The organism is Bacterioplanoides sp., assembly GCF_965226395.1.
Taxonomy (GTDB): Bacteria; Pseudomonadota; Gammaproteobacteria; order Pseudomonadales; family Oceanobacteraceae; genus Bacterioplanoides.
Genome location: NZ_OZ245358.1, coordinates 3,452,282 through 3,479,155, shown reverse-complemented (window position 1 = coordinate 3,479,155; position 26,874 = coordinate 3,452,282). Strand labels below are relative to the sequence as shown.

Sequence of the window (26,874 nt, the reverse complement as noted above, 5' to 3'; positions counted from 1 at the left end):
GTGAAAACCCTCCATCACATAATGCCATTGAACTGCTGAGCTGAGTCCAACAGTGGTTTTTTGTTAATTTCATGAATCAAACGAATTAATTCTCTTTTTGCTTTTCGATATTGATTTTTGCGCGGTGGCGTAAATTTATAATCTGCCCTGGCAAAAGTATTATCCCAAGTCATATTGCTAATACTTGGATATTTGGAAGGTTTCTTATTGTATCGAGTTTCAAAAGCGGTACTGGGAATAGCCTTGAATTTAGACAGATGAAGTCGGTCCAGATATTCAAAATGCTCTGTGATAAATGCTATTGTTTGCTCAATATCTTCATGGGTTTCTCCTGGATAACCTAACATCATCGACGATCGTATACTGATTCCTATATCGCTGGCATCCTTAATGAATTGGCCCATTCTCTCGACTTTGGTTCCTTTGAGCATGCGATTATTCAGTTTCTGGCTGCCGGTTTCTAAACCAAAACCTATGCGTCGCAAGCCAGAATCGAACGCACGCTGTAATGTATCGCGGTCCAGGCCATTTTCTCCTTTACCGTCTACGTGCACTGTTGCAACCCATGTGGCACCACTCACAACGTCCTGCATTTTATCGATAAGCGTGTACCACATTTCAAGATCAGAATTTAATTTACTATCGAAGAAAACAAAGTTTTTACAGTTATAACGATTAGCTTGCGTTTGTATTTCTTGCAGAACGGCTTCAGTTGGGCGACTTCTGTAGCCTCGGGTACTAGAGGTGGTCACATCACTGCAAAACAAGCATTTCCCCCAACCACATCCTCGGCCAGTCATTAGAGGTACGATACGGTGAGGGTGGTTATCCCATTTAAAAAAGTCCAGGTCGGGGATTGGTAACTCGTTGGTCATTGCCAACGGCGGGGCAGCTTGCGCATAAGAAAAATTGGCCCGCGTGAATATACCATGATGAAGGCTCAGGTCTCGCTCATTGAGCAAATCATCGACCAGATCAGTCAACACAAATTCCGGTTCACCACCAAAAATTGCTGTTACACCATCGATATTCAGCCACTGCTCGCTCACATTTTTGACATTAAAAAATGGCCCACCAAGCAGGACAGGTATACCTTGCTGTTTAGCTCTGGCACAAATGACTTCCGTCATTTCTCGATATTGTAAATAAGCAGAGATGAGTATAGCGTCTACTTTATCCTTAATTATTGTCTTATCGACTGCCTGTTTGAATTGCTTTGTCGCGCGGAATCGATATTTTGCAACGGTGTCGTAGATAAGCCCATTTGCCCACTCAATCATCGGCGAAGCTGCATGACGGATACGCTGTGCTGCGTAGTTTTTCCAGGTTTCCTGTACGTCGCGCGGCAATAACTTAGAGGCGTAAGCAAGAGGCGAAAATACGTCTACATGGTAGCCTGCTGCTTTTAATGGAGTTATTAAATAACCAATTGCGAGGGTGGGAAAAGGCGCTTCATTGTTTAAATCAATCAGTAAAATATTACTGTTCTTTGTAACCAATCCAGAAGCTTTCTCATCAATGTTTTTTGTTGTAGTCATGGCAATTCCGTTTGCGATACTCAATATATTGTGGCTTATGCCTGGGTTTTGTATATTTTATATAATTATTTTTGTCAATATAAACCCAATATAAAAAGCATATGCTCGCAAACGGTAAGTCAAACAAAGCACTTATCGCTCAAATTCTGCCTTAAGACGAACAACTGTAGTGCGACACCCCACCAGCATGAAAATACTCGGCCGGTTTCTGACGATAAAACTTGGCCTTCACTTCAGGGGTTTGTTCATCATAAGGATGGGTTAACACCTGCTGCAGTTCTTTCACCAGATCGTAATTACCACTTCCATCAGAACAAGACTGCATCGCCTGCTGATAAGCCGGAACTACCAGCCACTCGCGCCAGGTATATTTCGGATTGGTTTGTTTCATTTTTGCAGAAACTGTCTCTTCATCCTGATTTTCCAGAACCTTATTGCGCCACTGCGCTAACCAGCTTTGCCATTGCTCGTTTAAGTGTTCAGAATCTTCGAGATAGAAGGTTGCTTTTAACGGCTCAATACTGGCTGGAACGGATGATAATTCGCGAAAGAAGCGCGTGTAGTCGGCTTGTGATTGATGCAGCAGCGACAATAACTGACTGGTCAGTGCTTCATCGTAACCGCCTGCATCCACTAAGCCCAATTTGGCTGCCCACATGATTTGAATAGCAATGCGTTGTTCTTTTTCAAAGCCCCGGCGAACCTCATCCAGCTGCTGTATGTAAACATCATCACCCTCAATTTCCAGCAGTGTGCGCACTGATTTCCAGAACATATGGAAGTTAGCTTCTGCCGCTGCGGGTTGATTAAAGAAGGAGAAATGCTCACCGCCGCCTGTCCACGGCTGGAATTGCGGATCAAACTGCTCGCAAAAACCAAACGGGCCGTAATCCAGGGTGTAACCACCAGCCGGGCAATTATCGCTATTAAAGTTACCCTGACAGAAGCCTACGCGAATCCAGTTCGCTACCAGCGTAGTTAAACGACCACGGAAACATTCCGCCAATTTAATCACCTGATCAGGGAAGGATAACGTCGTATCAATGTCGTCTTTATATTCTCGCTCGATTAGATGCTGAACAATTAACTTCAGCTCTTGCGGTGCGTGGTCATATTCATGCTTGCGGGTACGGCGAGCAAATAACTCCACCTGGCCAACGCGTAAAAACGATGGCGCAACACGAGTAGAAATTGCTACCGGGTTATCGACCAGAATATCTGGCTCGTAGGTTTGTGATTGTTCGGAATACCAGGGGCGAGTCACGGTTTCGGCTTTGGAGGTAAATAAGGTCAACGAGCGTGAGGTTGGAATACCTAAGGCGTGCATATGCTCCTGAGCTAAAAACTCGCGCACGCTGGAGCGCAATACCGCACGACCATCGGCTCCGCGACAATACGGCGTACGACCGCCGCCCTTCAACTGCATCTCCCAGCGCTTGCCGTCAAACACGCCTTCAAATATCGACATCGCCCGTCCATCGCCATAACCGTTGCCAGTACGAAACGGACACTGCTGAATATATTCCCGGCCATAAATCGACAATGCATATCCTGTCGCCCAGCCATAAGGGCGCATGGATGAAGCCTCACCTAGCTCTCCTTCCGACACTTCTTCCAAAACAGGAGAAATATCAGCCGCGAAAATCTTGGCAAAGGCTTCATCCTCCACCAGCGAGTCATCCAAGCCGAGTTCAGCAAATAAAGTAGTGCTATGCGCAATGTATTCAGGCTCAGCAATCGGAGTTGGTACCACCGGCACATAATGCCCGGAAAACACCTGCCGCGGTTGATGCTCCATACCATCGTCCCGGGCGTCCGGGTTGATATTCAGATTTTCCAGCAAGGAATAATCCGCCTGCGCGCTGAACTCGCTAAAACTGGAGATCAGCTTGGCAGTGGATACAGGAGAGGAAGACGACATGAAAGGTTGCCCGGCAGTAAACAATATGGGTCAGTTTACTCGGCAGCGTACTTGAAAAACACAAACCTGACACTGTCTTACGCTCACCAGATATTCCGGCGAACAGCATATCGCTTCAACAAAGAGGCTGGTCATCGAAACAAAGTGAACGTTAAAATCACCCTCAGTCACCACGGACACGGTATTTAAACGCGTTATGATCACTATCGAAGCCATCGCACCCGCAAGTCACGAAGACGCCATTATCCGCCTCGCAAAACAGAATAATGCCCGAGACCACTGGATCAGCAGCTCCAGCGACAAACAGATTGGCATTAAAATTCTGATTGAAAAATCGCGCTCACAAAAACTACTCGATCAGCTGCAAGCTCTGATGGAAGGTAAAAGTAATTTCAGGGTTCTGGCCTACCCACTCGAAATTGCCCTGCCCTACGATAAGAGCAGCGGCAACAATACCAGCACGCAATCTCGTGAAGCATTACTCAGCGAGCTGAAAACTCAGGGCAAGCTCGATGGTCATTATCTGATGTTGGTGTTCCTGAGCACCATCGTGGCGGCCATCGGTTTAATTGAAAATAATGTGGCCGTTATTATTGGCGCAATGGTAATTGCACCTCTGCTTGGCCCCAATCTGGCGTTGTCGCTCTCGACCACGTTGGGGCAAGTCAAAGGCATCGTAAACGCGGCCAGAACTCTGGTGATAGGCGTTGCCTTTGCTCTGGTGCTATCGGTATTACTGGCGTTTATCTATCCGAACATCACGCTGACACCCGAACTGATGTCACGCACACACGTCGGTATGGAAGCACTGGCTCTGGCCTTAGCATCCGGCGCAGCCGCAGCGTTATCCATCACTACCGGCGTTTCTTCGGTATTAGTCGGAGTTATGGTGGCTGTTGCCTTATTACCGCCAACTGTGACCTTAGGTATTTGCCTGGGCATCGGCGCATTGCCACAAGCCGAAGGTGCTGCCTTGCTGTTATTGGCGAACATTGCTTCGGTGAATCTGACGGCGCAGGTCACGATGCGGATTAAAGGCATTAAGCCGCGCGAAGTGGAAAAACAACGAACCGCCCTGACCATCTTTATTGTGGGCACTCTGTTCTGGTGTGGCTTGATTGGTTTATTGATTTATCGGCTGTCTGTTTAAGACAGCCGAAAGCGGCCAGTAAACATTAGCATTACGCCATCTTGATAACGGTATAAAATTATCAACCGTAAATCCGGTTCGCCCAAACGGTCAGGCCCGCCGCCACACTGCCAAAGTGATCACCATCAACAACGGGAATATTACCCAGTTTGCGTTCAATCGCTGCGCGCACAACCGGTGATTGCGCAGTACCGCCGGTTACATAGATGCAATCTGGCTGACAGCCGCCCTGTGCCAGCGCTTCATCCATCAAGGCCACCATTTTATCAACCGGGCGTTCAACCGCTTCGGCGTAAGCATTGCGACTAATATCATGCGACAACGCCGCTTCCGCATAGGCTAAATCGACCTGGGTCTGATCATTATCCGACAAGGCAATTTTGGCCTGCTCCGCACTGCGCACCAGATGATGGTTCTGGCGCTCTTCACGTAGGCGCACAAAGCGGCGAATCAGATCCGGTTCGGCGTTATCCCGTACCAGCTGATCGAGATACAAGCCGGTTTCCAGGCTATTAAAAGTGGTTTGCGCACTGACGTCGTTGGTGGCAACCGCATTAAAGAAGGCCTGCTTCGGTACTGGCTTGCCGGTTTTCATCAGTGATTCCGAGCCAAACAGTGGCAATAACTGATGCGCTGCCAGCTGAATATCCAGATCGTTACCGCCTACCCGCTCACCGCTATGGCCAAGGAAGTCGGCTTCACGGTTGTCTTTGTGGCAATAGTCCGGCCCCATACGCACCAATGCGCAGTCGGTGGTACCACCACCGACATCGACCACCAGCACGGTTTGATTCTGTTGCAGCGCCTGCTCGTAATACAAACCGGCGGCAATCGGCTCATATAAGAATTCAACTTCTTTAAAACCGGCACGACGGGCCGCCACCGACAGAATATCCAGCGCTTGCTGGTTACTTTCACTGGCGTTCAACCCCTGAAAGTTCACCGGCCGACCAATAACCGTGTGGGTAATCTCTGCACCCGCCTGCTGATCAGCACGACGCTTTACATGCTGCATCATGGCACTGACGATATCTTCAAAGAAGGCGAGCTGTGGCGCCTGCAAGCCGCTGGCACCAAGAAACGATTTAGGAGATTTAACGAAGTAGCCATCTTCCGGCCAGTCGAAGTATTGCTGAAACGCTTCCCGGCCAAAAAACAGACTCTGCTCGTCGGCGGCAAAGCCCTCTTCCTGACGTACCCGCCGGGCCTGAGCCAGATTGCTTTTGCGCCGCTCAATAAAGTCCTGACGTGTACTGTCATCGGCAATATGCAAGCCAACGTACTCACTGATCAGCTCGCGCGATAACGCATACAGGGCAGATGGCAAGAACGCTTTTCCCTGCTCAAGTGGCAATAAAGACACCGCTTGTTGTCCCGCAGGAAGAACACCCAGGGCACAATTAGACGTGCCAAAATCAAAACCCGAGATCATACTGCGACCTGCCCATTCACTGAAATATCAAAAGGTCGCGGACATTACCATAAGCATTGCCCGACAACCAATCAGACAAGCGGTAAAAACCCGGATGTAGCGTTTTACATTGAGGGGTTACAATTTGTAATCAAGCAAGGTTGAACCTTTGCGCAGGGTTGTTAATCTGAATACAGGTTATCGGAGTTTTTATGCCCATTAAGTTTTTTATCATTATTTTAAGCAGTTTGCTGACGCCGATAGCCTGGGCAACCACCCCGTTGCAGACAGATGTCGATAATGCCGAAGAGTATGTGCTGGTAGACCAGCGCATCTTTTCACCACTGATTCCTTTTGAGATTCCTGATGATCAGGCAACGCTTGGGCAAAAACTGTTCAGCGACCCGCTGTTGTCGATCGATCAGTCTATTAGCTGTGAACACTGTCACCTTAAACACTATGGCTATGGCCTGAATACTCCGTTAACTCACGATCGGTTTGGCAAACTCTCCATGCTGAATTCCCCCGGTATTGCATACAGCAGCCTGCTGTTATATCAGAACTGGAGCGGTAAATTTGCAACGCTTGAGCGACACTTTGATGCCGTACTTACTAACCCCAAAGTCATGGGTATGAATTGGCCTGAGTTGATTGAGCGTTTGGCTAAGCATGAAGAGTATCCTGCCTTATTTCACAAGGCTAACTACACTGATGTTGATAAAGCCAGTATCACAGATGCGGTGGTGAGTTATATGAAATCTCTCACTCAGCCTTCTCGTTTTGATGCGTATCTGCTGGGAGATATTCAGCGATTATCACAACAGGAAAAAGCCGGTCTGAAAAAATTCAAACATTTTGGCTGTGTCAGCTGCCATCAGGGCGTGGCTTTAGGTGGAAACCTGCGTCAGAAGCTGGGGGTGATACGCCACTATATTCCTGATGAAGAACGTGACTTTCCTCGCCATCAGGGCTTTTATGCAGTGACCAAACAAGCTCGCGACAAACACGTGTTTCGGGTGCCGGGCCTGCGTAATGTCGCGCTGACTGCCCCCTATTTTCACGACGGTTCAGCCGAGAGCCTGGAAGATGCCATTCATATTATGTTTCGTTATCAGTTAGGCATTGAGCCACAACCGCAGGATCTTGCGGATATTGCCGCCTTCCTCAACAGCCTGACCGGCATTCCTTATGAGCAATAACAGTAGCCTTCTTGGCAGCATTGCTGTCACCGTTTTTTTATCTTTCCCGTTGTTGTGGCTACTGCAGCACAGCTCGAATGACAGCATCATGCAGGATAATTATAAATTCAGCGCGCTAGCACAATTACGCCAGCAACATTCTGCGCTGTCAGAAGCGGTACTACGCGCACGCACTGGCCTCGATCAGAATTACGACACACTGGCAGACAACCAGCGTTTAGCCAGAAACCATCTGCAGCAGTTGCAGCAACAACTGCTTCAGCCTGAGGAAGACGTACAAATAGCACTGGCCGCGCTTGAGGTTTCCCACGACAAACGCCTGCTGGCCATTGAAGGATTTAAATCAACTCAGGCCCTGCTGAGTAATTCCTTACGCTATTTACCTCAGCTCCAGCACCAGATATTTCATCAGCAAGAGCACAATGTTAACCAGAAGCAAAAAGAGCTGATTGCGCAAATCAATTTGGATTTAATTAATAACAGGGCACTGTCGGATATTGCCAGCATGAGTCGCGGCAAAAGCCAGCTGTCAAAACTGATGAAGGATCGTTATGCAGACAATGAGTCGTTAACCAGCTTTATTTCTCATGCACAACGCCTGCTGCAATATCAACAGCAGGAAGCTCAGTTTTTATATGCGATTCTGAATAACCCGATACAGAAAAACCTGCATAATTTAGATCAGCTGTTGCGTCAGAAGCACAATAAAAAACTTTCTCACGCACAGAATCTTAAATTATTTCTGATGACATATTCGGCGATTCTGGCGTTAATCATGGTCGTCTTTATTTTTAATCGCTATCAGTTAAGAACCCGCCTGAGCGAGCAGAAAAGAATCAGTGAAGTTGATCAGCTCACCGGTTTAAATAATCGTCGCTACTTTACCGCCAAATTAGAGTCTCTGCTGTCTGGCAATAAGACCACACATGCGTGTCTGATTTTTATTGATCTGGATGGTTTTAAACAAATTAATGATCAGCTCGGGCATCATCATGGCGATGTTGTGCTGCGTGAAATGGCAAACCGGCTGCATCAATATTGTGAAACGGCGGGCTATAAAAACATCACTTTATCCCGACTTGGTGGTGATGAATTTGTGATGCTGATCCCGGAGCTGTCTTCTCAGGCGTCTATTCAGCCACTTTGTGACACCATTTTAACCTTGTTAAGCGACCCACTGCCTGCACCTTACGAACACTTCCCGCTCTCGGGCAGTTTTGGGGTGGCGTTTTATCCGGAGCACGGCATGACCGTCACCGATATTATGCACGCAGCTGATCTGGCGATGTATCAGGCAAAACAACAGGGTAAAAACAATTATCAGGTCTTTAATGCAGCGACTTCGGACTAATGCTTAATACAGGTCAGCGTGATAGATAACGGAACAGCCATTCCAATGGCCCCTGTCGAAAATAACGTAACCAGATCACGCTGAAGGCTATACCGCTGACGGAAAACACAGCGGCACTGAATAAGGCAAACTCAATGGTTTGATTGTATAGCTGCCCAATCGCTTCTAATGTTCCCATCCCCAACAAGACATGAGCAACGTATAAGGTGAGCGCCAACTGCCCGGTGCTGGCCAGCCACTGAATAATACGTGCATTCGGAAAGCGTGTCGTCAACACCAAACAAGCCAGTAATATCATCACTGCAGTACTGGCAGCGGATATCATATATTGTGGTAATGGTGGAATAATGCTGATGCTCAGCACAGGTTGTAATTCCGCAGGAGCAATGAGTCTGAGCCCATAAAAGACACTTTCAACAACCAAAAACACCACCAATGCGGATACAAACAAGCGGCGCTGGACAGCTGTATCATTTAATTCCTGACGCCCCAGCCACATTCCCAATACCAAAAATCCGGCCCAGGGAAAAAATGGGTGAAACCCATTAAAGAAAAGATGGCGAATCATACCATCAAGCGTCCAGAAATTCTGATAGCTGAATGTTGGCCAATGCCAGTTCTGATCATAATCAAACACCAGCATCATCACCGGGAAAGCCATAATCAGCGCCATCGTTAACCGCAGCAAAAAACGTCCGGAGACCATAAATACTGCCGTTGCCAATAAAAAATAAACACCGTAAAAATGAAGAATATCCGCTTCCCAAACTGGGATATAAGCTAGCCCTAATACAATCAGCAATAGCCCTCGCTTTATCAGCGACATGCGTTTCACGCGAATTTCTTCAGGATTGTTGGATGCTCGTGCCTGTCGCGTCAGAAAAGTAATTCCGATACCTGCCAGCATAACAAATAATGCCGAAGCCCGGCCTTCAAACAGGCTGGCAAACCACAATCCCAAAGCCGTACCAGACTCGGCATTCATAGCGATTTTAAAGTTCACAATCACCATGCCAAAAATAGCCAGCGCCCGGGCAACATCGAATCCACTGTTGCGTTGCCTGTTGTACTGTCTGTGGCGCTGTGAAGCAGCAGGAGTTTGTTGAGTAGAAAGGATTTGACTGGTCTGGTTCATGTAAAAACGGGTTCCGGCTGATACTCTCAATGAGAGTAACAACCGGAACCCGGATTGACAAAACCTCAGATCAGTTAACGACGACGAACGAATCCTGCAACAGGCATCAGAACCAGCAACCAGAACAGAGAGCCACCCACTTCTTCGTATTTCAGGCCAACGACAATCGGATCATGGTCAGAAGAGCGATAAGCATCCGGCGCAGCGTAATTATCCACTGAGCGGAAGTTCTGGCCGTTTTCTTCAGTCTGATAGTCCATCAGTGAATCTTCAACCGAGTTAATATGCCAGGCATCCACACTCACCACGTTTTCCAGCAAGCTGTCAGAAGCCAGCGCATGATCCAGCGAACCTAAAAAACCACTGAAAGAAAACGAATACGGCTGCTCTTCCTGAGCTCTATCAGTGTATTTCAGATTGGTAAATTGCTGGTTATAAAACTCCTGCATCGGATCTTCCTGACTGTAAGCATTCAGATCTCCCAGAATCATAACCTGATCGGTGTCGATACCAGTGGGCTGTGTGGCTAAAAAGCTGACCAGCGCCTGAGCGGCCTTACGACGGGTCTGGTTACAGTTACCCTGTCCATCAGCACCTTCATTTTCTTCACCACAGGCTGAGCCCTTAGACTTCAGGTGATTCACCGAGATGGTTAAATTCTCTTCCATAAATTCAAAGGTCTGAATTAATGAAGGCCGGTTTTTATCATCAATAAATAATGGATTACCGTCACTGTCTAACGGCGAATTAGCACTATCCAGAATCACAGTTTCACCAACGGCGGTCAGTTTTTCTGCGCGGTAAATTAACCCCACAGCAATAGCATCGCTGCCAATCTGCTCAACTCCCGGATTAATAATGCTGTATTCATCACCTTCGGCCTGTAATGCATTCAGTTCATTCACCAGTGTCTGGATAGCGCTGTTTTCACCAAAGCCGTCATTTTCCAGCTCCATCAAGGCAATCACATCAGCATTCATAGCCTGTAATGCCGCCACAATTTTCTGACTTTGCAACGCAAATGCTTCAGCAGTGCGGGCACCTCGTACCGTTGGGAAACCACCTCCCTGGCCATCACCATTAAAGTAATTCAGCACATTCATGCCCACCACAACCAGATTGGCTTCATCGTCCACAACCGGTGCCAGCGTACGCTCATTTGCTGCAACGATGGTGACGGACTCCGGAATTAATTGGTAGTTATCACGGAATTCAGCAATCACACCGGTAAATTCCGGCACTTCATAACCAATACGCATCGGGTTATCGGCGGCAAAGCCACTGTCATCCGGAAAAGGAATGAATGATGGATAACGAGCTGCCACACCATCGTCAATTAACAACACATCCAGCGGACGTTCGGCGGCAGCAGTTGCAGCTTCCGGGGAGCCCGGCAGCGCAATTTCTGTGGGTTGAAAATGCAGGCGTGACGACACCACAAACTCACCGTTATTACCAAAACCAAAGCCGGTGCCAAATAAATCGCTCACCACCAGATTCTGATTATTGGTAACACGCATCCCTTCCAGCGCTTCCCAATCCGCCAAATCCGTTACCGGCAAGCTCACAGCAACCGGTGCCGGTAGTGTGTTATCGGAAGAGCAGATAATCAAATCACTGACATTCTCTAACTGAGTCGTGTCATTAAATTCGTCAACGCTGGCTAACAGGCGGACTTTATCACCAACATTCACCGCATTGCGGAAATCGAATACAAACACCGCCTCTGACGTACGTGCATTGTTATCGCTATCTTCACTCTCTTCCTGTAACCAAAAACCACTGTACTGGAAGGAATCATCGCCATTCGCCAGCTGACCACCCTGTTTATCAAGCGTCACAATCGCTTCAACAATAACTTGCTGGCCTGATAACGGACTGTCATCGTTCAGCGAATCGGTAATTTCGCCCTGTACCTCACTGATTAAGGCAAACTGGCTCTGCGAACTTTCTCCGCATTGACCAATCACTGGTTGTGGCGCAACATCACAGCGATTAGCAGCACCCGGGGTCGGAGCAGCCTGACGATAACCATCGGTATTACCGGCAATACCGTCACCACAACGCTGGTTAGATTCCGTGTCTTTATTGCCGTTTTCGTTTTCATTCACCTGCGCCTGGCCCGGATTTAATAAACTCAGCAAAACAGCATCGTCGGCATCACTGGTGTCATATACCAGAGCGTCTACCAGGTTTTCTGCATTAACAGTGCTGCCATTGGGATAATTAGCCGCTCCGGACTGATACAGCGCGACCGCGTCTGCGCCATTCTGAATCAGATTGGTATCAGGGCTGACATCCAGATCACAATTTTCCGTATTAGCCGCATTTCCACACAGCACAAAAAATCCGTCGCTGTTGGTGCGGTAGCCGGTTAAATCAATGGCTTTATAACTGCTGTCGTTAGACCCGTTAAACAGCACCAGCGAGTGTCCGTCCAGTACGGTGTTACCTTCACCACCGTCGTAAAGTTCAACAAACTCAGCGTTATCGGTGCTGGCCTGATCTGCATCCACTTCATTAATCAATAATGCGGCGTGCGCCGATGACACCGAAGCCATCAGTGACATCCCTAGTATTGTTTTTTTCATATTGCCTCCTGTCCAAGTCATTCAACTGCAGCCAGTCGCTGCGACGAGGAATCAGTCAAGCTGAAAAAAGCTTCAGAAAAGATAACAATCGGTGACAATTCAGTGACGATAAAAAGACAACTTTGTATCGTCACTCCTTTATCAGCAGTAAAACCGCTTGCCATTGGGCACAGGCGCTTTGATAAGGAAAACACAGTGGCGGGAAATCATTTTTCGCTAACGAAAAAATTTCGTTTTTATTAGCCAGCTCTGGTCTGAATCGCTTCGGAAAAACCACCCTACCCGACGTTTCGACAGCTGCTGGAAAGCTGGGCACATACTGGTAATAACCCAGCAGATCTTTTTTTTCAAAAACCAATAACGAGAAAAACTGTTGGTAGTTTTCGCCTTTGACCCGCTCAAGGCCAATTAAGGTGCGGTTTTGGTATTCGCCAAAAAAATACAGCGATACCACATGGTCGTTATGACTGCCCTGCATCAGGGATGAGCGGGTTTTATAAAGGTATATTTCGGCTGCCTGAGGGCTAACCCAGGTTGGCTGAGCACTGTGCAAGGGGACTTCAGCCCCGTGTAGCGGTTCTTTGGTATTGCGCAGCGGCTCTTTGGTATTGTAGGAAGAATCCGCCGCATAAACGGGAAGAAGCAGGAAGAAAGCCAGAAAAACAAACAACAATTTCACAAAGCATTCCTTTAGCGGCAGAAGGCCAGAGCCCATTTGCTCCGGCCTGTTCTTTTAAGCTCACTCTCTCAGAGCTATTAGTCAGGCTGAGTTAATTCCAGTTTAGTGCCCAGGTATTTTTCCAGCGGTGGCAGGTTAAACGCATCATCTTCGGAAACAAAGCTGATCGAAGTGCCTTTCGCCCCCGCACGGCCAGTACGACCAATACGGTGAACGTAATCTTCCGGGTCTTCCGGCAGAGTAAAGTTAATTACATGACTCACGTTATCAACGTGAATACCACGCCCCGCCACATCGGTCGCGACCATAATGCTGACGTGACCATCGCGGAAACGCTCCAGCGTACGAATACGTTTTTGCTGGTTCACCTCACCGGACAATAGCACGGAAACATGGCCATTTTTATTCAGCTTGTCACACAGGTTGCGGGTTAAGTCACGGCGGTTAGCGAAGATGATGCAACGCTCAGGTTTATCGCGCTCAAGGATTTTTGCCAGCAGATCGTATTTATCCGATTCGGCAACTAGATAAAGAGTTTGGGTGACCCGGTCAGTGGTGACCTGTTCCGGCTCAATCACGACCGTTAACGGATCAAACATCCACTGATCAATCAGAATACGCACATCGTAGTTAAAAGTAGCGGAATACAGTAACGTCTGACGTTCATCTTTTGGTGGCGTGGCACGCACGATACGGCGTACATCCGGGATAAAGCCCATGTCCAACATACGGTCGGCTTCGTCCAGCACCAGCACTTCGATCTGATCCAGGAAGACATCCTGGCTGCGCATAAAGTCGATCAGACGGCCTGGCGTCGCCACCAGAATATCAACCACTTCATTGCGTAGCTGAGCGCGCTGCTCTTCGTAGTTCATACCACCAACGACGGTACACACGTTAAGGCCGGTGTATTTCGCCAGGCCTTCAGCATCTTTACCAATTTGCATCGCCAGTTCGCGGGTTGGTGCAACGATTAACGCCCGCGGTTCGCTGGCATAACGCTCTTCAATTTTGTCGGTCAGCAGCTGATTCAGAATGGTCAGCAGGAAAGCGGCGGTTTTGCCGGTGCCGGTTTGTGCCTGACCAATGGTGTCACGGCCACGTAACGCAGCAGGCAGACTTTGCGCCTGAATCGGAGAACAGTATTGAAAGCCCAGTTCATGCACACCGCGCATCACGGATTCGGGCAAGTCCAGATCGTGAAAGCGAACCTTGCCTTCCATCGGCTCAACCTTAAAGTCAGCCGGATTCCATGGGGTGTCTTCGATGCGAGGCTTACGCTGACGGCTCTTATTGCCAGCGCCTTTTTTCTTTGCGGCCCCTTTATGAGCCAGATGTTCCGCTTTGTGCGTGTCGCGCGCGGGCTGATTGCTCTTTTTGTGGCTTTTGCCCTGAGGATTCTGGTTTTTCTTGCCAGATTGTTTCTGTGCGGCTGGCTTTTTATCAGCCCCACCGAATAATTTTTTTAACAAAACGAACTCCGCTTACAGACGCTCCAGCTCAAATAACTCGGCGCTGAATTGATGATGACGCTGATAATAATCTAATAACGCCTGTTTTAACACTTCCGCCCGGGGAGGCAGCCCTTGCGACAGGTAGGTTTGCGCTTGTTGCACCACATTCTCGCTGAAACGCTGCAAGCCAGCCTGCACTTCTGCCGGGTCGCCATCGAGGTTATCGGTGCTGACATGAAACTTACGACCGCACGCTTCTGATAACAACCACTCCACCGCCTGCGGTTTTACCTCAACCTGCTCAAATTCTCGCTGGCGCTCGGCACTGCGGCCATCCGGCTCATACCAGTAGCCAAAATCCACCAGCTGGCGGCGCTCTTTACCGGCAATACACCAGTGGCTGATTTCGTGCAGCGCCGATTCGTAAAACCCGTGGGCAAAGATCACCCGATGATGTGGATGCTGATCATCAGCGGGTAAATAGATAGGCTCATCGTCACCCGCCACCAAAATGGTATTTTCACTCTCCTGAAACAGCCGGTTAAACAGGCCGATCAGGTCTTCTATCTTCAACAACAAACTGTTCACTCTTACAACATTGAGTCTGGCTGACTCGCTTTGGCCGCCATTTTAAATGACACTGACTGCAACTCATAGGCACTTAGCGCAACTCACAAGCACTCTGCCAAACTGATAGCTGGTTGATGTTTTGGCGGCCATGCGGTACAAAACTTATTCAATACTTGTTCACCCCCTACATTCGATCACTCGCATCAGGAGAAGACCCATGATTCAGAAAGGCCAACCCTTACCAAGCGCTACTCTTAACGAATTTAACAGCGAAGGCATGCAAGCACATAACACCAGCGAGCTGTTCGCCAATAAGCGCGTTGTTCTGTTTGCTCTGCCCGGCGCGTTCACCCCAACCTGCTCCGAAGCACATCTTCCGGGTTACATTGCATTAAACGCTGACCTGAAAGCGGCCGGTGCCGATATCATTGCCTGCGTTTCAGTAAACGACGCGTTTGTGATGAATGCCTGGGGCAAAGCACAAGATGCTGGCGATATTATGATGTTGGCCGATGGCGATGCCAGCTTCACCAAAGCACTGGGGCTTGAGATGGACACCGCTGGGTTTGGTGGTGTTCGTTCACAACGCTACGCCATGATTATCGACAACGGCGTTGTGACTGAATTAAACGTTGAAGCACCACAAGCGTTTGAAGTCAGCAATGCTGAAACCATGCTAGCGGCGTTGAAGTAAGCTCAAACCTGCTTTGATTGTATTTTTTGGGGATTTTTATCCCCTTAAAATACTGAAGGTTAAATCAACGGCCACACGGCCGTTTATAACGGCATATCCCGCCTTAGTCGTTCCCATCTCAGGTGTATACACTCAAATCAATTGGTAATTCAAATCTGTTGTTTGAAATCCAAATCAATTGATATTATCCCCTAAATCTTGTTCAACTGAACTTCAAATCATGGCTATATCACCCGAGCAGCAAAACAACATATTACAAATAGCTTCAACGCTTCCGGGTTTGAAGCTGGTGTACCTGTTTGGCTCACAAGCTCGCGACCAGTCAGACAACCAAAGTGATTGGGACGTCGCGATACTGACTGAACGCAAGGTCGATTCAGTCAAATGCTGGGAGTTAGCCCAGGAAATCGCGCTGAAGCTGGATGCCAATGTTGATTTAGTTGACCTATCCAAGGCATCAACCGTTTTTCGACTTCAAATCGTATCCGATGGTATTTTGCTTTATGGCACCGAGCATGATGCAGATCTGTTTGCCATGCAGACATACAGCATGTATGGCAGCCTTCAAGAAGCCCGACAAGGCATTCTTGAGGATTTTGTGAAGGAATTAAAAAATGAATGATGTGCTGATCAATAAACTAGCCACCATCAAGCGATGCCTGAAACGTATTAATGAGGAGTTCACAGACGAAACCGAGTTTCGCAGCAATTATACAAAACAGGATTCAGTTATCCTGAATCTGCAACGTGCTTGCGAGGCCAGCATAGACATATGCAACTACCTTATACGGCAACGGTCACTGGGAGTTCCTCAGTCATCCCGCAACAGTTTCGAGCTGACAGCGAATGCAGGGCTGATTAGCCAGGATATAAGTGAAAAATTACAGAAGATGGTGGGCCTTAGAAATATTGCAGTCCATGACTACCAGACCCTCAATATTGATATCGTTATTGCTGTAGTTAATAACCATCTGACAGATTTCGAAGAATTTTCTAAGCAGATTGCTAGCAGTAACGTCTAGTAGCTCAGGTGAATTAGTTCAGGTCTGATATTCAAAGTCACAATACCAGTCGAGCGAATAAAATCTTCCTCATTCAATGAATACGCCTCGACTTTATATCGGTTATCTTGGCTTTGATAACACCAGAGTGTAACTCAGCTCAGTCATGACAGTCGCTATTTGGGGAATAGCGCGAGATCAGATTAGGTCTGAACTACTACGGTTTATCGCAGCAAACGACCTTCCTTATTATTTTTTATGAACACTTATATCAGATTCCGGCTCAACAACCCGGTATTTCATTTCAAAAATACATTTCCCTCTATCTTTAGATCTTAAAGACTTTCGATCATTCACATCAACAACCCAGCATATTTTAAATTCAATATCATCAGTATTTAAATCATCTTTAATTTTATAAAACTTATCATAAAAGAATTTTGATTTTCCATAGCAGTACTTATTATTATCATAACCATCCATAAGAAGCTCCTGCTGATCAGAAAATTTAATATAGTGATCACCAAAATTCTTGCCTGATTTAAATTCATAACTTTCAATATGATAACCCTGAATACAATTAACTGACCCTTCTACAATCCTATTTCTGAGTCGTTCATAGTCCTCATCAATATATTGGTCGGTTAAAACCTCATAAGTATAAGAAATAGAGCTAGCAACCCAATAAACCTCCACAATAATAAATGGCAGAAGAATGTGAAAACACAATCGGATTTTTTTCTCATAAATTGGAATTTTTACCGGAAAAGAGATATTAAAGTTCTTTGCACGCCCTTCTTTAATAGACTCCTTCCTCGTTATAAAAACAGCAAATGTCCACAATACAAGTAAAGTAAAGGGAAATATTTGTCCATACCAATAACTATCCAGCCAACAGGAGTGACAGACGTCACTCCAATCATGAATTATTTGCCACACTAACGATCGCTCCAGTTAAATAAATCATTCCAAAGCAGCAGCGTATTTGTCGAAAATTCTGCTGCATAGATCACCATACTTCTCCCTATTTCTTGTTGAAGTTGATAAGTTCCTTCAAATTCCCGTATAAGCCGCACCCGGTTATTATAATATTGATATTTGTATTATGAGCAACCGGAGGGCACTTCATCATTACATTAAGAACGTCCTAACCCACTCCCCATCATGTTGATTATCAAAGCTTATCCAGTGTTAACAAAAAACAATTCCTTCTACGTGCCTCTCAGGGCACAATGCCCTGCCCCAATAGTTCACCTCTCAGATGTATAGCCAGAACATGACCACCAGCCATAATCCAGATTTTACCCGCCAGGAATTACGCGCCCTGCGCAAGCTAACGCTGCCAATCCTTGCCACGCAGTTAGCACAGATTGGAATGGGAACGATCGATACACTAATGTCGGGTTATATCAGCACAACAGATCTGGCGGCGGTGGCAATTGGTACGTCAATCTGGTTACCCGTTTGGTTGTTTCTGGCTGGAGTATTGGTAGCCCTTTCGCCTTTGGCAGCGCAGTTTAATGGCGCTGGCAAAACCACGCAGTTACCTAAGTTACTGTCTGCGGCCCTGGTTACCGGCATTTTATTTGGCCTGATGTCAGCAGCGACACTCATGGGCTTATCGCAGTTATTGCCCATCATCGTCGATGACCCGGTTACGGCCGATATTGCCCGCCAGTATTTATTTGCCATCGCGCTGGGCATGCCTTCGGCGGGTATTTTTCTCGCTTATCGCTTTTACGCCGAAGCACTTAATCAGCCCGGCCATGTTACCCGCATTATGCTGGCCGGGCTGGTGCTTAATGTTCCGGCCAATGGCTTGTTTTTGTACGGCTGGTTTGGCCTGCCGGAATTAGGCGGTGTCGCCTGTGGTATTGGCTCAACTCTGATCTTCACCGGCCTGGCTATCGCCATGGCGCTCAACACCCGCAAACACCGTTTAACCGCAGAAACACCGTTATGGCAGGAAGTTCGCCAGCCGGACTGGAGTCAGGTCAGAGCCGTGATTGCCTTAGGACTGCCGATTGGTACGGCCATTTTCTTTGAGGTCAGTTTATTTTCAGTGATTGCATTATTTCTGACCGAACTTGGCCCGGTGATTGTTGCCGGGCATCAGGTGGCGCTGAATCTGTCGTCGCTGACCTTTATGATTCCTCTGAGTCTGGCGATGGCGCTCACTGTTCGTGTTGGTCATCATCTGGGCAGCAATCAACCAGAACTGGCGCAACGTGCTGCCTGGTTGGGCGTAAAAACCAATCTGGGGGTTGCGGCCTTTAATGCGACCCTGATGGTGACCTTATCGGGCTTTCTCGCCAGCCTTTATTCTCCCGACCCTGAAGTGGTCAAAATTGCATCGGGTTTATTGCTGTTCGCGGCGGTTTTTCAGCTGTCGGATGCGGTTCAGGTTGGCGCTGCCGGTGCGTTGCGGGGTTATCAGGATACCCTGCCGGTGATGATCATTACCTTTGTTTCGTATTGGGCCATTGGCCTGGCGCTGGGCTATTACCTGGCGTTTTATCCGCAAGGCTTTAATGACAACCAGCCTTTGGGCGCTGAAGGTTTCTGGAGTGGCTTGGTGATTGGTTTAACCGCAGCGGCGTTTGCACTGGGTTATCGGCTGTATCGGGTGAGCAGTAAGCGCATAGGTTAAGTATAGAGAGCCGCTAACGCGGCTCTCACAACGTAATTACAACAGCTTTATTACGGGCACAGGGTTTAAATTACGGACATGGGTTCGAGATACGCGCGTGAATGGCATCAATTTTTGCCAGCGCTTCGCTATCGAGAATCACCTGAGCACTGTCGATATTCTCTTGCAGCTGCGCCATGGTGGTGGCACCAATAATATTGGCCGTAACAAAGCTACGCTCGGTCACAAATGCCTGCGCCATCTTAGCGGGTGTTAACTTCAACTCTGCCGCCAAATCACAATAATCCTGCGTAGCGGCCTCAGCCTGTTCGCCTAAATAACGAGTAAAGCGATCAAACAGGGTTAAGCGAGCATTATCCGGCTTCTGATCATTCAGATATTTACCACTCAACACACCAAACGCCAGTGGTGAATACGCCAGCAAGCCCATATTTTCACGGTGGGATACTTCTGCCAGGCCCACTTCGTAACTGCGGTTCAGTAGATTGTAAGGGTTCTGAATCGACACCGGGCGCGGCCAGCCATTGGCATCGGCAATCTGCACCACTTTCATCGCGCCCCAGGCAGTTTCATTCGACAGGCCATAATGGCGAATCTTACCTTGCTGAATCAGCTCATTCAGGGCCGCCAGAGTTTCTTCTAATGGCGTTGCGTCGGCATCGTCCTGATGCTGGTAGCCCAGCTGGCCAAAAAAGTTGGTGCTGCGCGCTGGCCAATGCACCTGATACAGGTCGATATAATCGGTTTTTAAACGATCCAGACTGGCGTCCACCGCTTCAAAAATGTGCTCACGGGTTAATTGTGGGCCGCCACGCACATGCGCCAGCCAGTCAGCTGGGCCGGTCACTTTGGTTGCCAGAATCACCTGGCTGCGATTACCGGTTTTCTGAAACCAGCTGCCAATATAACGCTCGGTCGTTCCCTGAGTTTCCGGGCGTGGTGGAACCGGATACATCTCGGCCACATCAAAGAAATTAATGCCCTGAGCCAGCGCGTAGTCCATTTGCTGATGTGCTTCGGCTTCGCTGTTCTGCTCCCCCCAGGTCATGGTACCTAAACAGATTTTACTGACCTGCAGCTGGGTATTGCCCAATAAACGGGTTTCCATTGGCTTACCTCAAATAATGTTTTTCAGAGATAGGGTTGTCATGATTTAACGCGCCTGATTATGACGCTTTCAGGGTATGACGGAACCACTGTCGAAGCATAACAATGTTCAGCCAGTGCAACACTGGCATCTAAAATGGCTGTAGTTTTAGTGGCTTGAGTTTTAATGGGCATGCAACTGCCGACGTAATTGATTGGCCATTGACCGGTCGGGTATTAAATCAAGTAGCTGAATAAATTGCTGTCGCAACTCCAAAGAGTCAGGCTGATGCTGCAATAAGGCCAACAATTCAGTAGCCGCCTGATCGTATTGCTCAGCCTGAACCCAGTGATTCACCGGCGATTGATCAAATAAGCCAGAAAGTACCACCGCAGCTCTGGCACACGCCTGCTGAATACCCGGGCCTCGCAACCAATCAAAGTTACTGACCTGTTGTAGCTGTTCAATTTTTCTCTGCCAGCAGGCTTTTTGCTCGGCTGAGGTTTCTGACTTTCTGGCATCCAGGTACACATGAATCAGCAACGCACGGACATCCTCATCATCCGGAAACTGATCCAGGTATCGCTCCAACGATTCAAGATGCTGCTCCAGCTGTTTACGGTGCTGCGGAAAAGCCGATGACGATAACCTGTTATTTGGCTGCTGCTTACGCCACTGCTGTAGTTGCTCCATCAGGGCAGTGATTTGCTGATCACGACTTTGTGCCAAAAACTGTTTAATTTGCGACTCCCCCACCACGCCGGTTAAGCGCCCAACTTCTTCCCCCTGGCGAAATAACAGCAAGGTTGGCAGTGTCTGAATACGATAGTGCTCTGCCAGATCGATTTGTTCATCGGCATTCACTTTACACAACATCAACTCGGGCGTTTGCTGCGCTATTTTTTCTAATAGCGGCATCATTGCCAGACAAGGAGCACAAGACGGTGCCCAGAAATCCACCAGCACCATTGGCTGGCTCAACCAGGGTAAGTTTCTATCTGCTTGCGGATGATTCAAGACAAAATTCCGATTGATTGATATGGCCGATAAAAGTGGTGGCAGAGTATACTGCGGCCATGAATAAAACATCCAATCGTGTGACACACTCTGAAGCGCCCAGCGGGACGAAAAAAAACATCCTGTTAGGCAGCATTATCCTTGTCTGGCTAAGCGCTACTCTGCTGGGATTATGGTGGTTTCAGCAGCAAACCATCCGCCCCTTTATCAACACTGATGACGACCCACGCATGTGGCAGGCGGCGCAAGTTGAGCCCTTGTTTCAGGCAGCGTTAGAGCAATTACCGCAAAACAGCGCCGATGTGGTTTTGTTTCATTTCTGGAACCCGGATTGCCTTTGTAATCAGGTCAGTCAGCGGCATTTTGATGGCATTTTGCAGCAATTTGATGCTTCTGAGCTCAGCGTCGTGGTGATCACTTCAACCCGAACCCGTGCTGAGCAGATTGCAGAGTTTCGCCGTTTGAACGGTGAACGCATGTCATTATTGCAGTTATCGCCAGAAACCTTACCTCTGTCGGCCAGCCCCGGATTAGCATTGTTTAACAAGGTCGAAAATCAGTACGAGATGGGCTATTTCGGTGCTTATGGCTTTGGCGCTTTGTGTACAGTCGCCAACGATGATTTTTTCCCGAATATTATTCGCAACCTGCAACAAGGACCTTATGGTCCCTTTATGAATGTTGCTGGCGACGGCTGCTTTTGTGCCTGGAATCCTGCCGCCCATTAAACAATCTTGCGTTTCAGCCATTCTGACCTAGTTTATAAGAAAGTTATTATCAATATCTGAGGTCAGCATGAATCGTATCCGGCAGCGCAACAATAGCGGCTTTACTCTGATTGAGCTGGTTGTTGTGATTGTGATTCTGAGTACGCTGTCAGCCTTTGTATTACCCGAGTTTATCGAGTTTTCATCCGATGCCGATCGCGCCTCAACCGAAGCACTGAAAGGTGGATTACAATCATCGGCCAGCTTGTATCATTCAAAAGCCATGATTGAGCCTGGTGGAACCAATAACGGCTTTACCTATCAGGGAGTGTTCTTTGATCAGGGCTACCCGTTGGGCATTTCATTCGGCGATAGTGATGGCATCCCGGAAATTTTAGAGATCACAGACATCAGTGACGATTATGTATTCGCCACCGTGTTCAACGACCGTACGGCAGCCAACCAGATTTCCCGCGGCTTATACCTGACCAACAAACTCACCAATACGTCACCCAGTGCGGCCGACGTACTGGCAACCAACTGTTATGTGACCTACAAAACCCACGTCACCGTAGCATTGGCGCCCGAGATCATTATCGAATTATCGGGCTGCTGACTTACCTGGCAGCCAGGGCCAGCAAGGCCAGTTAACGCAGCTGTCTGCGTAAACGATTAATTGTCCGGGCAATTACCTTCTGCTGCTGAGCGGTATAACGCTCCGGTTCGGCATACAAGGCTTGCATCATCATCACATCCAACGAGCGAACGGAGTCTGCCAGTTTAGGAAAGGCTTTGCCCAATCGAGCTAAGTATTGCGATGGCGTTTCTCCGGTTTGCGCTTCAATGCCCAGTACTTCAGCTTTTTGCTGCAATAAATGCCAGGCTTTTAATTCGGCCGAGCGGTATTTGGGCCGCTGATTCCACCATACAAAGGCAGCAGCCAACAGGAAGAAGCCGGAAAATGCCAGACCAAAGCCATACAGAATTTTTTCGTAAGACTGCACACCCAGCCAGTTCTGGAATAACTGCTTCTGGCGCTGGTTATCATAAGACAGCACCCAGCTTTGCCAGTAATAATTGATGCTGTCCATTTGTAAGCGCAGCTGGTTAAGCCAGTTCACTGACTTAAGTTTATGGGCAGAAAATAACTGCTCTTCCAGAAAGGTTCCCTCTTCCTGAACTGCCTGCTCTAAGCCCAACTCAATTCTTGCAGGAGAGACAGCCGCCGTCGGATCAACCCGCACCCAGCCTTTGCCTTGCAACCAGACTTCCACCCAGGCATGCGCATCGTATTGTCGCACCGACAGATACTTTTCCTCTGCATTCCATTCGCCACCCTGATAGCCGGCTACCACACGCGCTGGAATACCGGCTGCCCTGGCCGCAAACGTCAGTGCCCCCGAATAATGAGCACAAAAACCACGGCGCGTATCAAACAAAAAGGCATCGATATCGTTATCGGCCAATACCGGAGGTTTCAGGGTGTAAAAATATTCCTGCTCACGGAACTGCCGCCAAATGGTCTGAATAAATTGTTCGTCATCAGGCAGAGTCGCACGTAATTGCTGCGCCCACTGTCGCGTTCGTTCATTACCGGTTTGGGGTAATTGGGTATAGCGCCAGCGTTCCAGCTTCGACAAACCGTTTTCATCCAATGTCACGGTTGGCCAGGACTTCGCCCGATAGCGAATGCGCTGGTGTACGTCCCGACGATGGATCAGGCGATCATCAATCGTCATACCCGTGCCAGACTCCAGCGCCGCCACACCACGTAAGGCAAACAGCCATTTCTGATCGGTCGCTTCCTGAATAATTTCGTACTCCAGTACACCTTCAGCATTTTCCGGTGGTTGCCAGCTACGCGGCGCCCATTGCACACCCACATCCGCACCCGGTTGCCAACTACGGCCGTCGTAGTTATCCAGAATCAATGCCCGCCAATAAAGCTCGCTACGTTGAGGCACCTGATCGTCGGCAAAGGACACCCGAAATGCCAGTTCATCCGACTGACTCAGATTGGCGATGTCACCCGGGGACATACGTTCTGATAATCCGGTTTTGGCTGAGCTGGATTGCAGCCCCACACTCCAGAGCGGCCCAAGACGCGGAAAGATCAGATAAATCACCAGCATAAAAGGCAACGACGTCAGCAGAATGCCACCTGACAAACGTGCGGATTGCCAGCCAAACTGGCGACGGCGATTCTGGTGCAGAGCAATCAATGCCGTGGTGATTAACCAAACGCCCAACACGCCGGCCACGCCCGCCAGAATGCTCTGGTCAAACAGGAAACCAACCGCCAGCAAAAAATAACTGAGAAACACCACGATATGACCATCGCGTAACGCCTTCATCTCCAGCAATTTCAGGATGCAGGCCGCCACTAAAAAGGCGGAGGCACTTTCCAGCGAAAACTGTTTATCAAACGACAGCACCACCGCTGCCGTGGCTCCAAGCACTAAAATGGCTTTGGCGATTTTGCCGGGATACGATAAGCGCCCCTGATACACCAACCAGCGCCAGCCAAAGATCACCGCCACCACCAGCCACATCCAGACCGGCAAGTGATGACTATGCAGCACTAAACTGCCCGCCACCGCCAGCAACATCCAGATCAGCGCCACCCGTGGAATTTGTACAGCACTCATGATGACGCACCTGCTACTGATGAAGAGCCTACAAGCGAATCGTTCGGTAAACCGTAAGTTGCCAGCGCCTGCAAACACTGTTCTTTATGGATTTCACTGTTGGCGGGTTGGATTTCTGTGCCAGGCAGGCGTAGGCCGTATTTCCAGCCGTTTTGTTGTGCCTGCAACACCCAGCCAGTTAGCCGGGAAAGGCGTGTTTCGATACTGGCCGGTGCCAGCACATCCCAATCCAGCCAACAGGTTGCGCCCTGATTACTGTCGAATTCTTTGGTCACTAGCCCTTTGCCACGCGCTAATTGTTTCCAGGCGATCTGCTTTAAGGAATCCCCCGGTTGATAAGGCCGCAATCCATGAAAGTCCTGATTACCGGACTCCCGCGATGGCGCCCCCTCAAGTTCTTCGCCGCCCTCTCCGGCCGCAAAAATAAAAGGCACCCATTCGGGTTTGGGATACACCAACACCGAGTAGTCAAGGCTGATCCAGGTCCAGGCCGTGTACATGCCTACCGGGAATCGGGTTTCCATACGCAAGCGTCCTGGGTTCAGCCAGCCACGTTGTTGAGTGCGAAAACTTAAGCCAATCTGCTCGCTGTCGCCTTTTTCCACATCAACACTGACCTCCGGGTAATCGGGAAAACCAACATCCAATGATTCGTGTGCTTTTTTTTCGGTGGCTAATAAACGCAGCGGTAATTCGATCACCTCTCCGGCAAATACCGGATAGGCATGGCCTGCGGCAATGGTCAGGCCGGATAAATTACGATAGGTGAAATTCATCGCTGCCAGAGCCACACTGAACAACCAGAAGGTTAAGGCATAAATCAGGCTGTTCTGATAGTTGATAGCAGTCATCAACATAATCAGCAAAGCAGCGGTAAACAGCAGCCCGGTGCGATTCGGAATGATAAAAATAGAACGATGCGACAGCTCAATCTGCTTCGATGGTGGAATACGGCGATCCAGCCACTCACGCCAACGCTGTCGCCAGCGCTCGGGAACCGGTAGCTTCATAGCACGCTACACCAACACCGGTACAGAGTTTAAAACCTGTTGAGACACACTGTGCGCACCACCATCAGCCGCTTCTGCCAGACGATGATCAACCACCGACGGCAGCACTGCCTGAACATCTTCAGGAACCAGATGAGAACGCCCGTGAATCAGTGCCCAGGCCTTGGCGCTGCGCAATAACGCCAGCGCTCCACGTGGAGATAAGCCGTACTGATAGCCTCCCTCATAGCGGGTAAAAGCAATAATACGCTGCACATAATCCAATAATGAAGACGAGGCTTTTACCTCATTCGCCTGTTGTTGCAGTTGCTGCAATTGTTGTGGAGAAATCGCTGATTGCAGGCTGTTTGCCATGGCACGGCGATCTTTGCCTTCCAGCAGTTCACGTTCGGCTTTTTCGTGCGGATAACCCAGTTGAATACGCATCAGAAAACGGTCCAGCTGAGACTCAGGTAGGGGGAAGGTACCGGATTGCGATACCGGGTTCTGAGTGGCAATCACAAAGAAAGGTTCGGGCAACGGGCGGGTTTCGCCTTCAACCGTCACCTGCCCTTCTTCCATCGCTTCTAATAACGCACTTTGTGCCTTAGGCGTTGCGCGGTTAATTTCATCGGCTAACAGCAACTGTGAAAAGACCGGCCCCGGATGAAAACGAAAACGCCCTAAGTCACTGCCCGGTTCTTTTTCAAAAATGCTGACGCCTAAAACATCTGCTGGCAATAAATCACTGGTGAACTGAACCCGGTTATATTGCAGTCCTAACACACTGGCTAATGCATGTGACAAGGTGGTTTTCCCCATGCCGGGCAAGTCTTCAATTAATAAATGCCCTTTGGCTAACAAACACGCCAGAGCCAGCTTCAACTGATTTTCTTTACCTAATACAACCTGTTCCAGTTGCGACAGCGCCTGCTGAATGGCGGCTTGGTCGATGGCTTGAGACATGGGTTACCTTATTATGATTGGTTTGCGTTATGGGTTTGCGGTATTAGTTTACAAATTGAGCTGCAGTGATAGACAAGAATAGGTGAGCCGGGTTCCATTGAAAAGTCAGGGACTGT

General features: G+C 48.6%; 23 protein-coding genes. 9 read left to right on the top strand and 14 right to left on the bottom strand.

The genetic code is table 11. The annotated features are described in order from the left end of the window. Positions 1-14 precede the first annotated feature (14 nt). Positions 15-1,538, bottom strand: a complete 1,524-nt coding sequence (locus tag ACO05E_RS15905) for a B12-binding domain-containing radical SAM protein (RefSeq protein WP_419810470.1) — start codon at positions 1,536-1,538, stop codon at positions 15-17. A 151-nt stretch (positions 1,539-1,689) separates the two neighbouring features. After that, positions 1,690-3,459, bottom strand: coding sequence for a protein adenylyltransferase SelO (locus ACO05E_RS15900; protein ID WP_419810469.1), 1,770 nt, complete (start codon positions 3,457-3,459; stop codon positions 1,690-1,692). Positions 3,460-3,655: 196 nt separating this feature from the next. Between ACO05E_RS15900 and ACO05E_RS15895 the strand changes: the two genes are divergently transcribed. Beyond that, positions 3,656-4,609: a TIGR00341 family protein gene (locus ACO05E_RS15895; RefSeq protein WP_419810468.1), complete on the top strand. Its 954-nt coding sequence runs from the start codon at positions 3,656-3,658 to the stop codon at positions 4,607-4,609. Positions 4,610-4,670: 61 nt separating this feature from the next. Here the strand turns inward: ACO05E_RS15895 and yegD are convergent, their stop codons facing one another. Beyond that, the gene (gene yegD / locus ACO05E_RS15890) at positions 4,671-6,041 is read right to left on the bottom strand and encodes a molecular chaperone (RefSeq protein ID WP_419810467.1); all 1,371 of its coding nucleotides are present in this window, start codon (positions 6,039-6,041) and stop codon (positions 4,671-4,673) included. A 191-nt stretch (positions 6,042-6,232) separates the two neighbouring features. Here yegD and ACO05E_RS15885 point away from each other — a divergent pair, with 191 nt between their 5' ends. Continuing rightward, on the top strand, positions 6,233-7,219 hold the full coding sequence (locus ACO05E_RS15885; RefSeq protein WP_419810466.1) for a cytochrome-c peroxidase: 987 nt from the start codon (positions 6,233-6,235) through the stop codon (positions 7,217-7,219). Continuing rightward, positions 7,209-8,570 carry a diguanylate cyclase domain-containing protein gene (locus ACO05E_RS15880; protein WP_419810465.1) on the top strand — a complete coding sequence of 454 codons (1,362 nt, stop codon included), beginning with the start codon at positions 7,209-7,211 and terminating at the stop codon, positions 8,568-8,570. Before ACO05E_RS15885 ends, ACO05E_RS15880 begins: the two co-directional genes overlap by 11 nt. Positions 8,571-8,583: 13 nt before the next feature. Here ACO05E_RS15880 and ACO05E_RS15875 read toward each other — a convergent pair whose 3' ends face one another. The 5 genes from ACO05E_RS15875 to ACO05E_RS15855 all read right to left on the bottom strand — a co-directional run bounded on the left by ACO05E_RS15875 (position 8,584) and on the right by ACO05E_RS15855 (position 15,017). Continuing rightward, positions 8,584-9,705: a DUF418 domain-containing protein gene (locus ACO05E_RS15875; protein WP_419810464.1), complete on the bottom strand. Its 1,122-nt coding sequence runs from the start codon at positions 9,703-9,705 to the stop codon at positions 8,584-8,586. Between the two features lie 74 nt (positions 9,706-9,779). Further along, entirely contained in the window at positions 9,780-12,296 is a 2,517-nt protein-coding gene (locus tag ACO05E_RS15870) for an ExeM/NucH family extracellular endonuclease (RefSeq protein ID WP_419810463.1), read from the bottom strand. A gap of 130 nt (positions 12,297-12,426) precedes the next feature. Further along, positions 12,427-12,975 (bottom strand): hypothetical protein, encoded by a 549-nt coding sequence (locus tag ACO05E_RS15865; RefSeq protein ID WP_419810462.1) that lies wholly within the window; start codon positions 12,973-12,975, stop codon positions 12,427-12,429. A 77-nt stretch (positions 12,976-13,052) separates the two neighbouring features. Beyond that, positions 13,053-14,447: an ATP-dependent RNA helicase RhlB gene (rhlB, locus tag ACO05E_RS15860; RefSeq protein WP_419810461.1), complete on the bottom strand. Its 1,395-nt coding sequence runs from the start codon at positions 14,445-14,447 to the stop codon at positions 13,053-13,055. A 12-nt stretch (positions 14,448-14,459) separates the two neighbouring features. Further along, positions 14,460-15,017, bottom strand: a complete 558-nt coding sequence (locus ACO05E_RS15855) for an elongation factor P hydroxylase (protein ID WP_419810460.1) — start codon at positions 15,015-15,017, stop codon at positions 14,460-14,462. 199 nt (positions 15,018-15,216) lie between these two features. On the opposite strand from ACO05E_RS15855, the gene ACO05E_RS15850 reads away from it, so the two are divergent. The 3 genes from ACO05E_RS15850 (at position 15,217) to hepT (ending at position 16,715) form a co-directional block, all read left to right on the top strand. Further along, the gene (locus ACO05E_RS15850; RefSeq protein ID WP_419810459.1) at positions 15,217-15,693 is read left to right on the top strand and encodes a peroxiredoxin; all 477 of its coding nucleotides are present in this window, start codon (positions 15,217-15,219) and stop codon (positions 15,691-15,693) included. A 220-nt stretch (positions 15,694-15,913) separates the two neighbouring features. Beyond that, positions 15,914-16,315: a type VII toxin-antitoxin system MntA family adenylyltransferase antitoxin gene (gene mntA, locus ACO05E_RS15845; RefSeq protein WP_419810458.1), complete on the top strand. Its 402-nt coding sequence runs from the start codon at positions 15,914-15,916 to the stop codon at positions 16,313-16,315. Further along, a complete protein-coding gene (gene hepT / locus ACO05E_RS15840) occupies positions 16,308-16,715 on the top strand; it encodes a type VII toxin-antitoxin system HepT family RNase toxin (RefSeq protein ID WP_419810457.1) in 408 nt (135 codons plus the stop codon). The genes mntA and hepT overlap by 8 nt, the downstream gene beginning before the upstream one ends. 228 nt (positions 16,716-16,943) lie before the next feature. On the opposite strand, the gene ACO05E_RS15835 is transcribed toward hepT, so the two are convergent. After that, positions 16,944-17,633 (bottom strand): hypothetical protein, encoded by a 690-nt coding sequence (locus ACO05E_RS15835; RefSeq protein WP_419810456.1) that lies wholly within the window; start codon positions 17,631-17,633, stop codon positions 16,944-16,946. A 337-nt stretch (positions 17,634-17,970) separates the two neighbouring features. Between ACO05E_RS15835 and ACO05E_RS15830 the strand changes: the two genes are divergently transcribed. Then, on the top strand, positions 17,971-19,344 hold the full coding sequence (locus tag ACO05E_RS15830; RefSeq protein WP_419810455.1) for an MATE family efflux transporter: 1,374 nt from the start codon (positions 17,971-17,973) through the stop codon (positions 19,342-19,344). A gap of 70 nt (positions 19,345-19,414) precedes the next feature. Here ACO05E_RS15830 and ACO05E_RS15825 read toward each other — a convergent pair whose 3' ends face one another. Beyond that, entirely contained in the window at positions 19,415-20,452 is a 1,038-nt protein-coding gene (locus ACO05E_RS15825; protein WP_419810454.1) for an NADP(H)-dependent aldo-keto reductase, read from the bottom strand. A 162-nt stretch (positions 20,453-20,614) separates the two neighbouring features. Continuing rightward, on the bottom strand, positions 20,615-21,448 hold the full coding sequence (locus ACO05E_RS15820; protein ID WP_419810453.1) for a thioredoxin family protein: 834 nt from the start codon (positions 21,446-21,448) through the stop codon (positions 20,615-20,617). A gap of 59 nt (positions 21,449-21,507) precedes the next feature. Here ACO05E_RS15820 and ACO05E_RS15815 point away from each other — a divergent pair, with 59 nt between their 5' ends. Together ACO05E_RS15815 and ACO05E_RS15810 are read left to right on the top strand one after the other, a co-directional pair. Beyond that, positions 21,508-22,176 carry a DUF6436 domain-containing protein gene (locus ACO05E_RS15815; RefSeq protein ID WP_419810452.1) on the top strand — a complete coding sequence of 223 codons (669 nt, stop codon included), beginning with the start codon at positions 21,508-21,510 and terminating at the stop codon, positions 22,174-22,176. Positions 22,177-22,243: 67 nt separating this feature from the next. Then, positions 22,244-22,771: a type II secretion system protein gene (locus tag ACO05E_RS15810; RefSeq protein ID WP_419810451.1), complete on the top strand. Its 528-nt coding sequence runs from the start codon at positions 22,244-22,246 to the stop codon at positions 22,769-22,771. Positions 22,772-22,802: 31 nt separating this feature from the next. Here ACO05E_RS15810 and ACO05E_RS15805 read toward each other — a convergent pair whose 3' ends face one another. Genes ACO05E_RS15805 through ACO05E_RS15795 form a run of 3 tightly spaced genes read right to left on the bottom strand, consistent with a single transcriptional unit; the run spans position 22,803 to position 26,758 of the window. Beyond that, positions 22,803-24,803, bottom strand: coding sequence for a transglutaminaseTgpA domain-containing protein (locus tag ACO05E_RS15805; protein ID WP_419810450.1), 2,001 nt, complete (start codon positions 24,801-24,803; stop codon positions 22,803-22,805). Continuing rightward, positions 24,800-25,813 (bottom strand): DUF58 domain-containing protein, encoded by a 1,014-nt coding sequence (locus ACO05E_RS15800; RefSeq protein ID WP_419810449.1) that lies wholly within the window; start codon positions 25,811-25,813, stop codon positions 24,800-24,802. Before ACO05E_RS15800 ends, ACO05E_RS15805 begins: the two co-directional genes overlap by 4 nt. Before the next feature lie 6 nt (positions 25,814-25,819). Next, complete coding sequence (locus ACO05E_RS15795; RefSeq protein ID WP_419810448.1) at positions 25,820-26,758, bottom strand: AAA family ATPase; 939 nt, start codon at positions 26,756-26,758, stop codon at positions 25,820-25,822. Positions 26,759-26,874 lie beyond the last annotated feature (116 nt).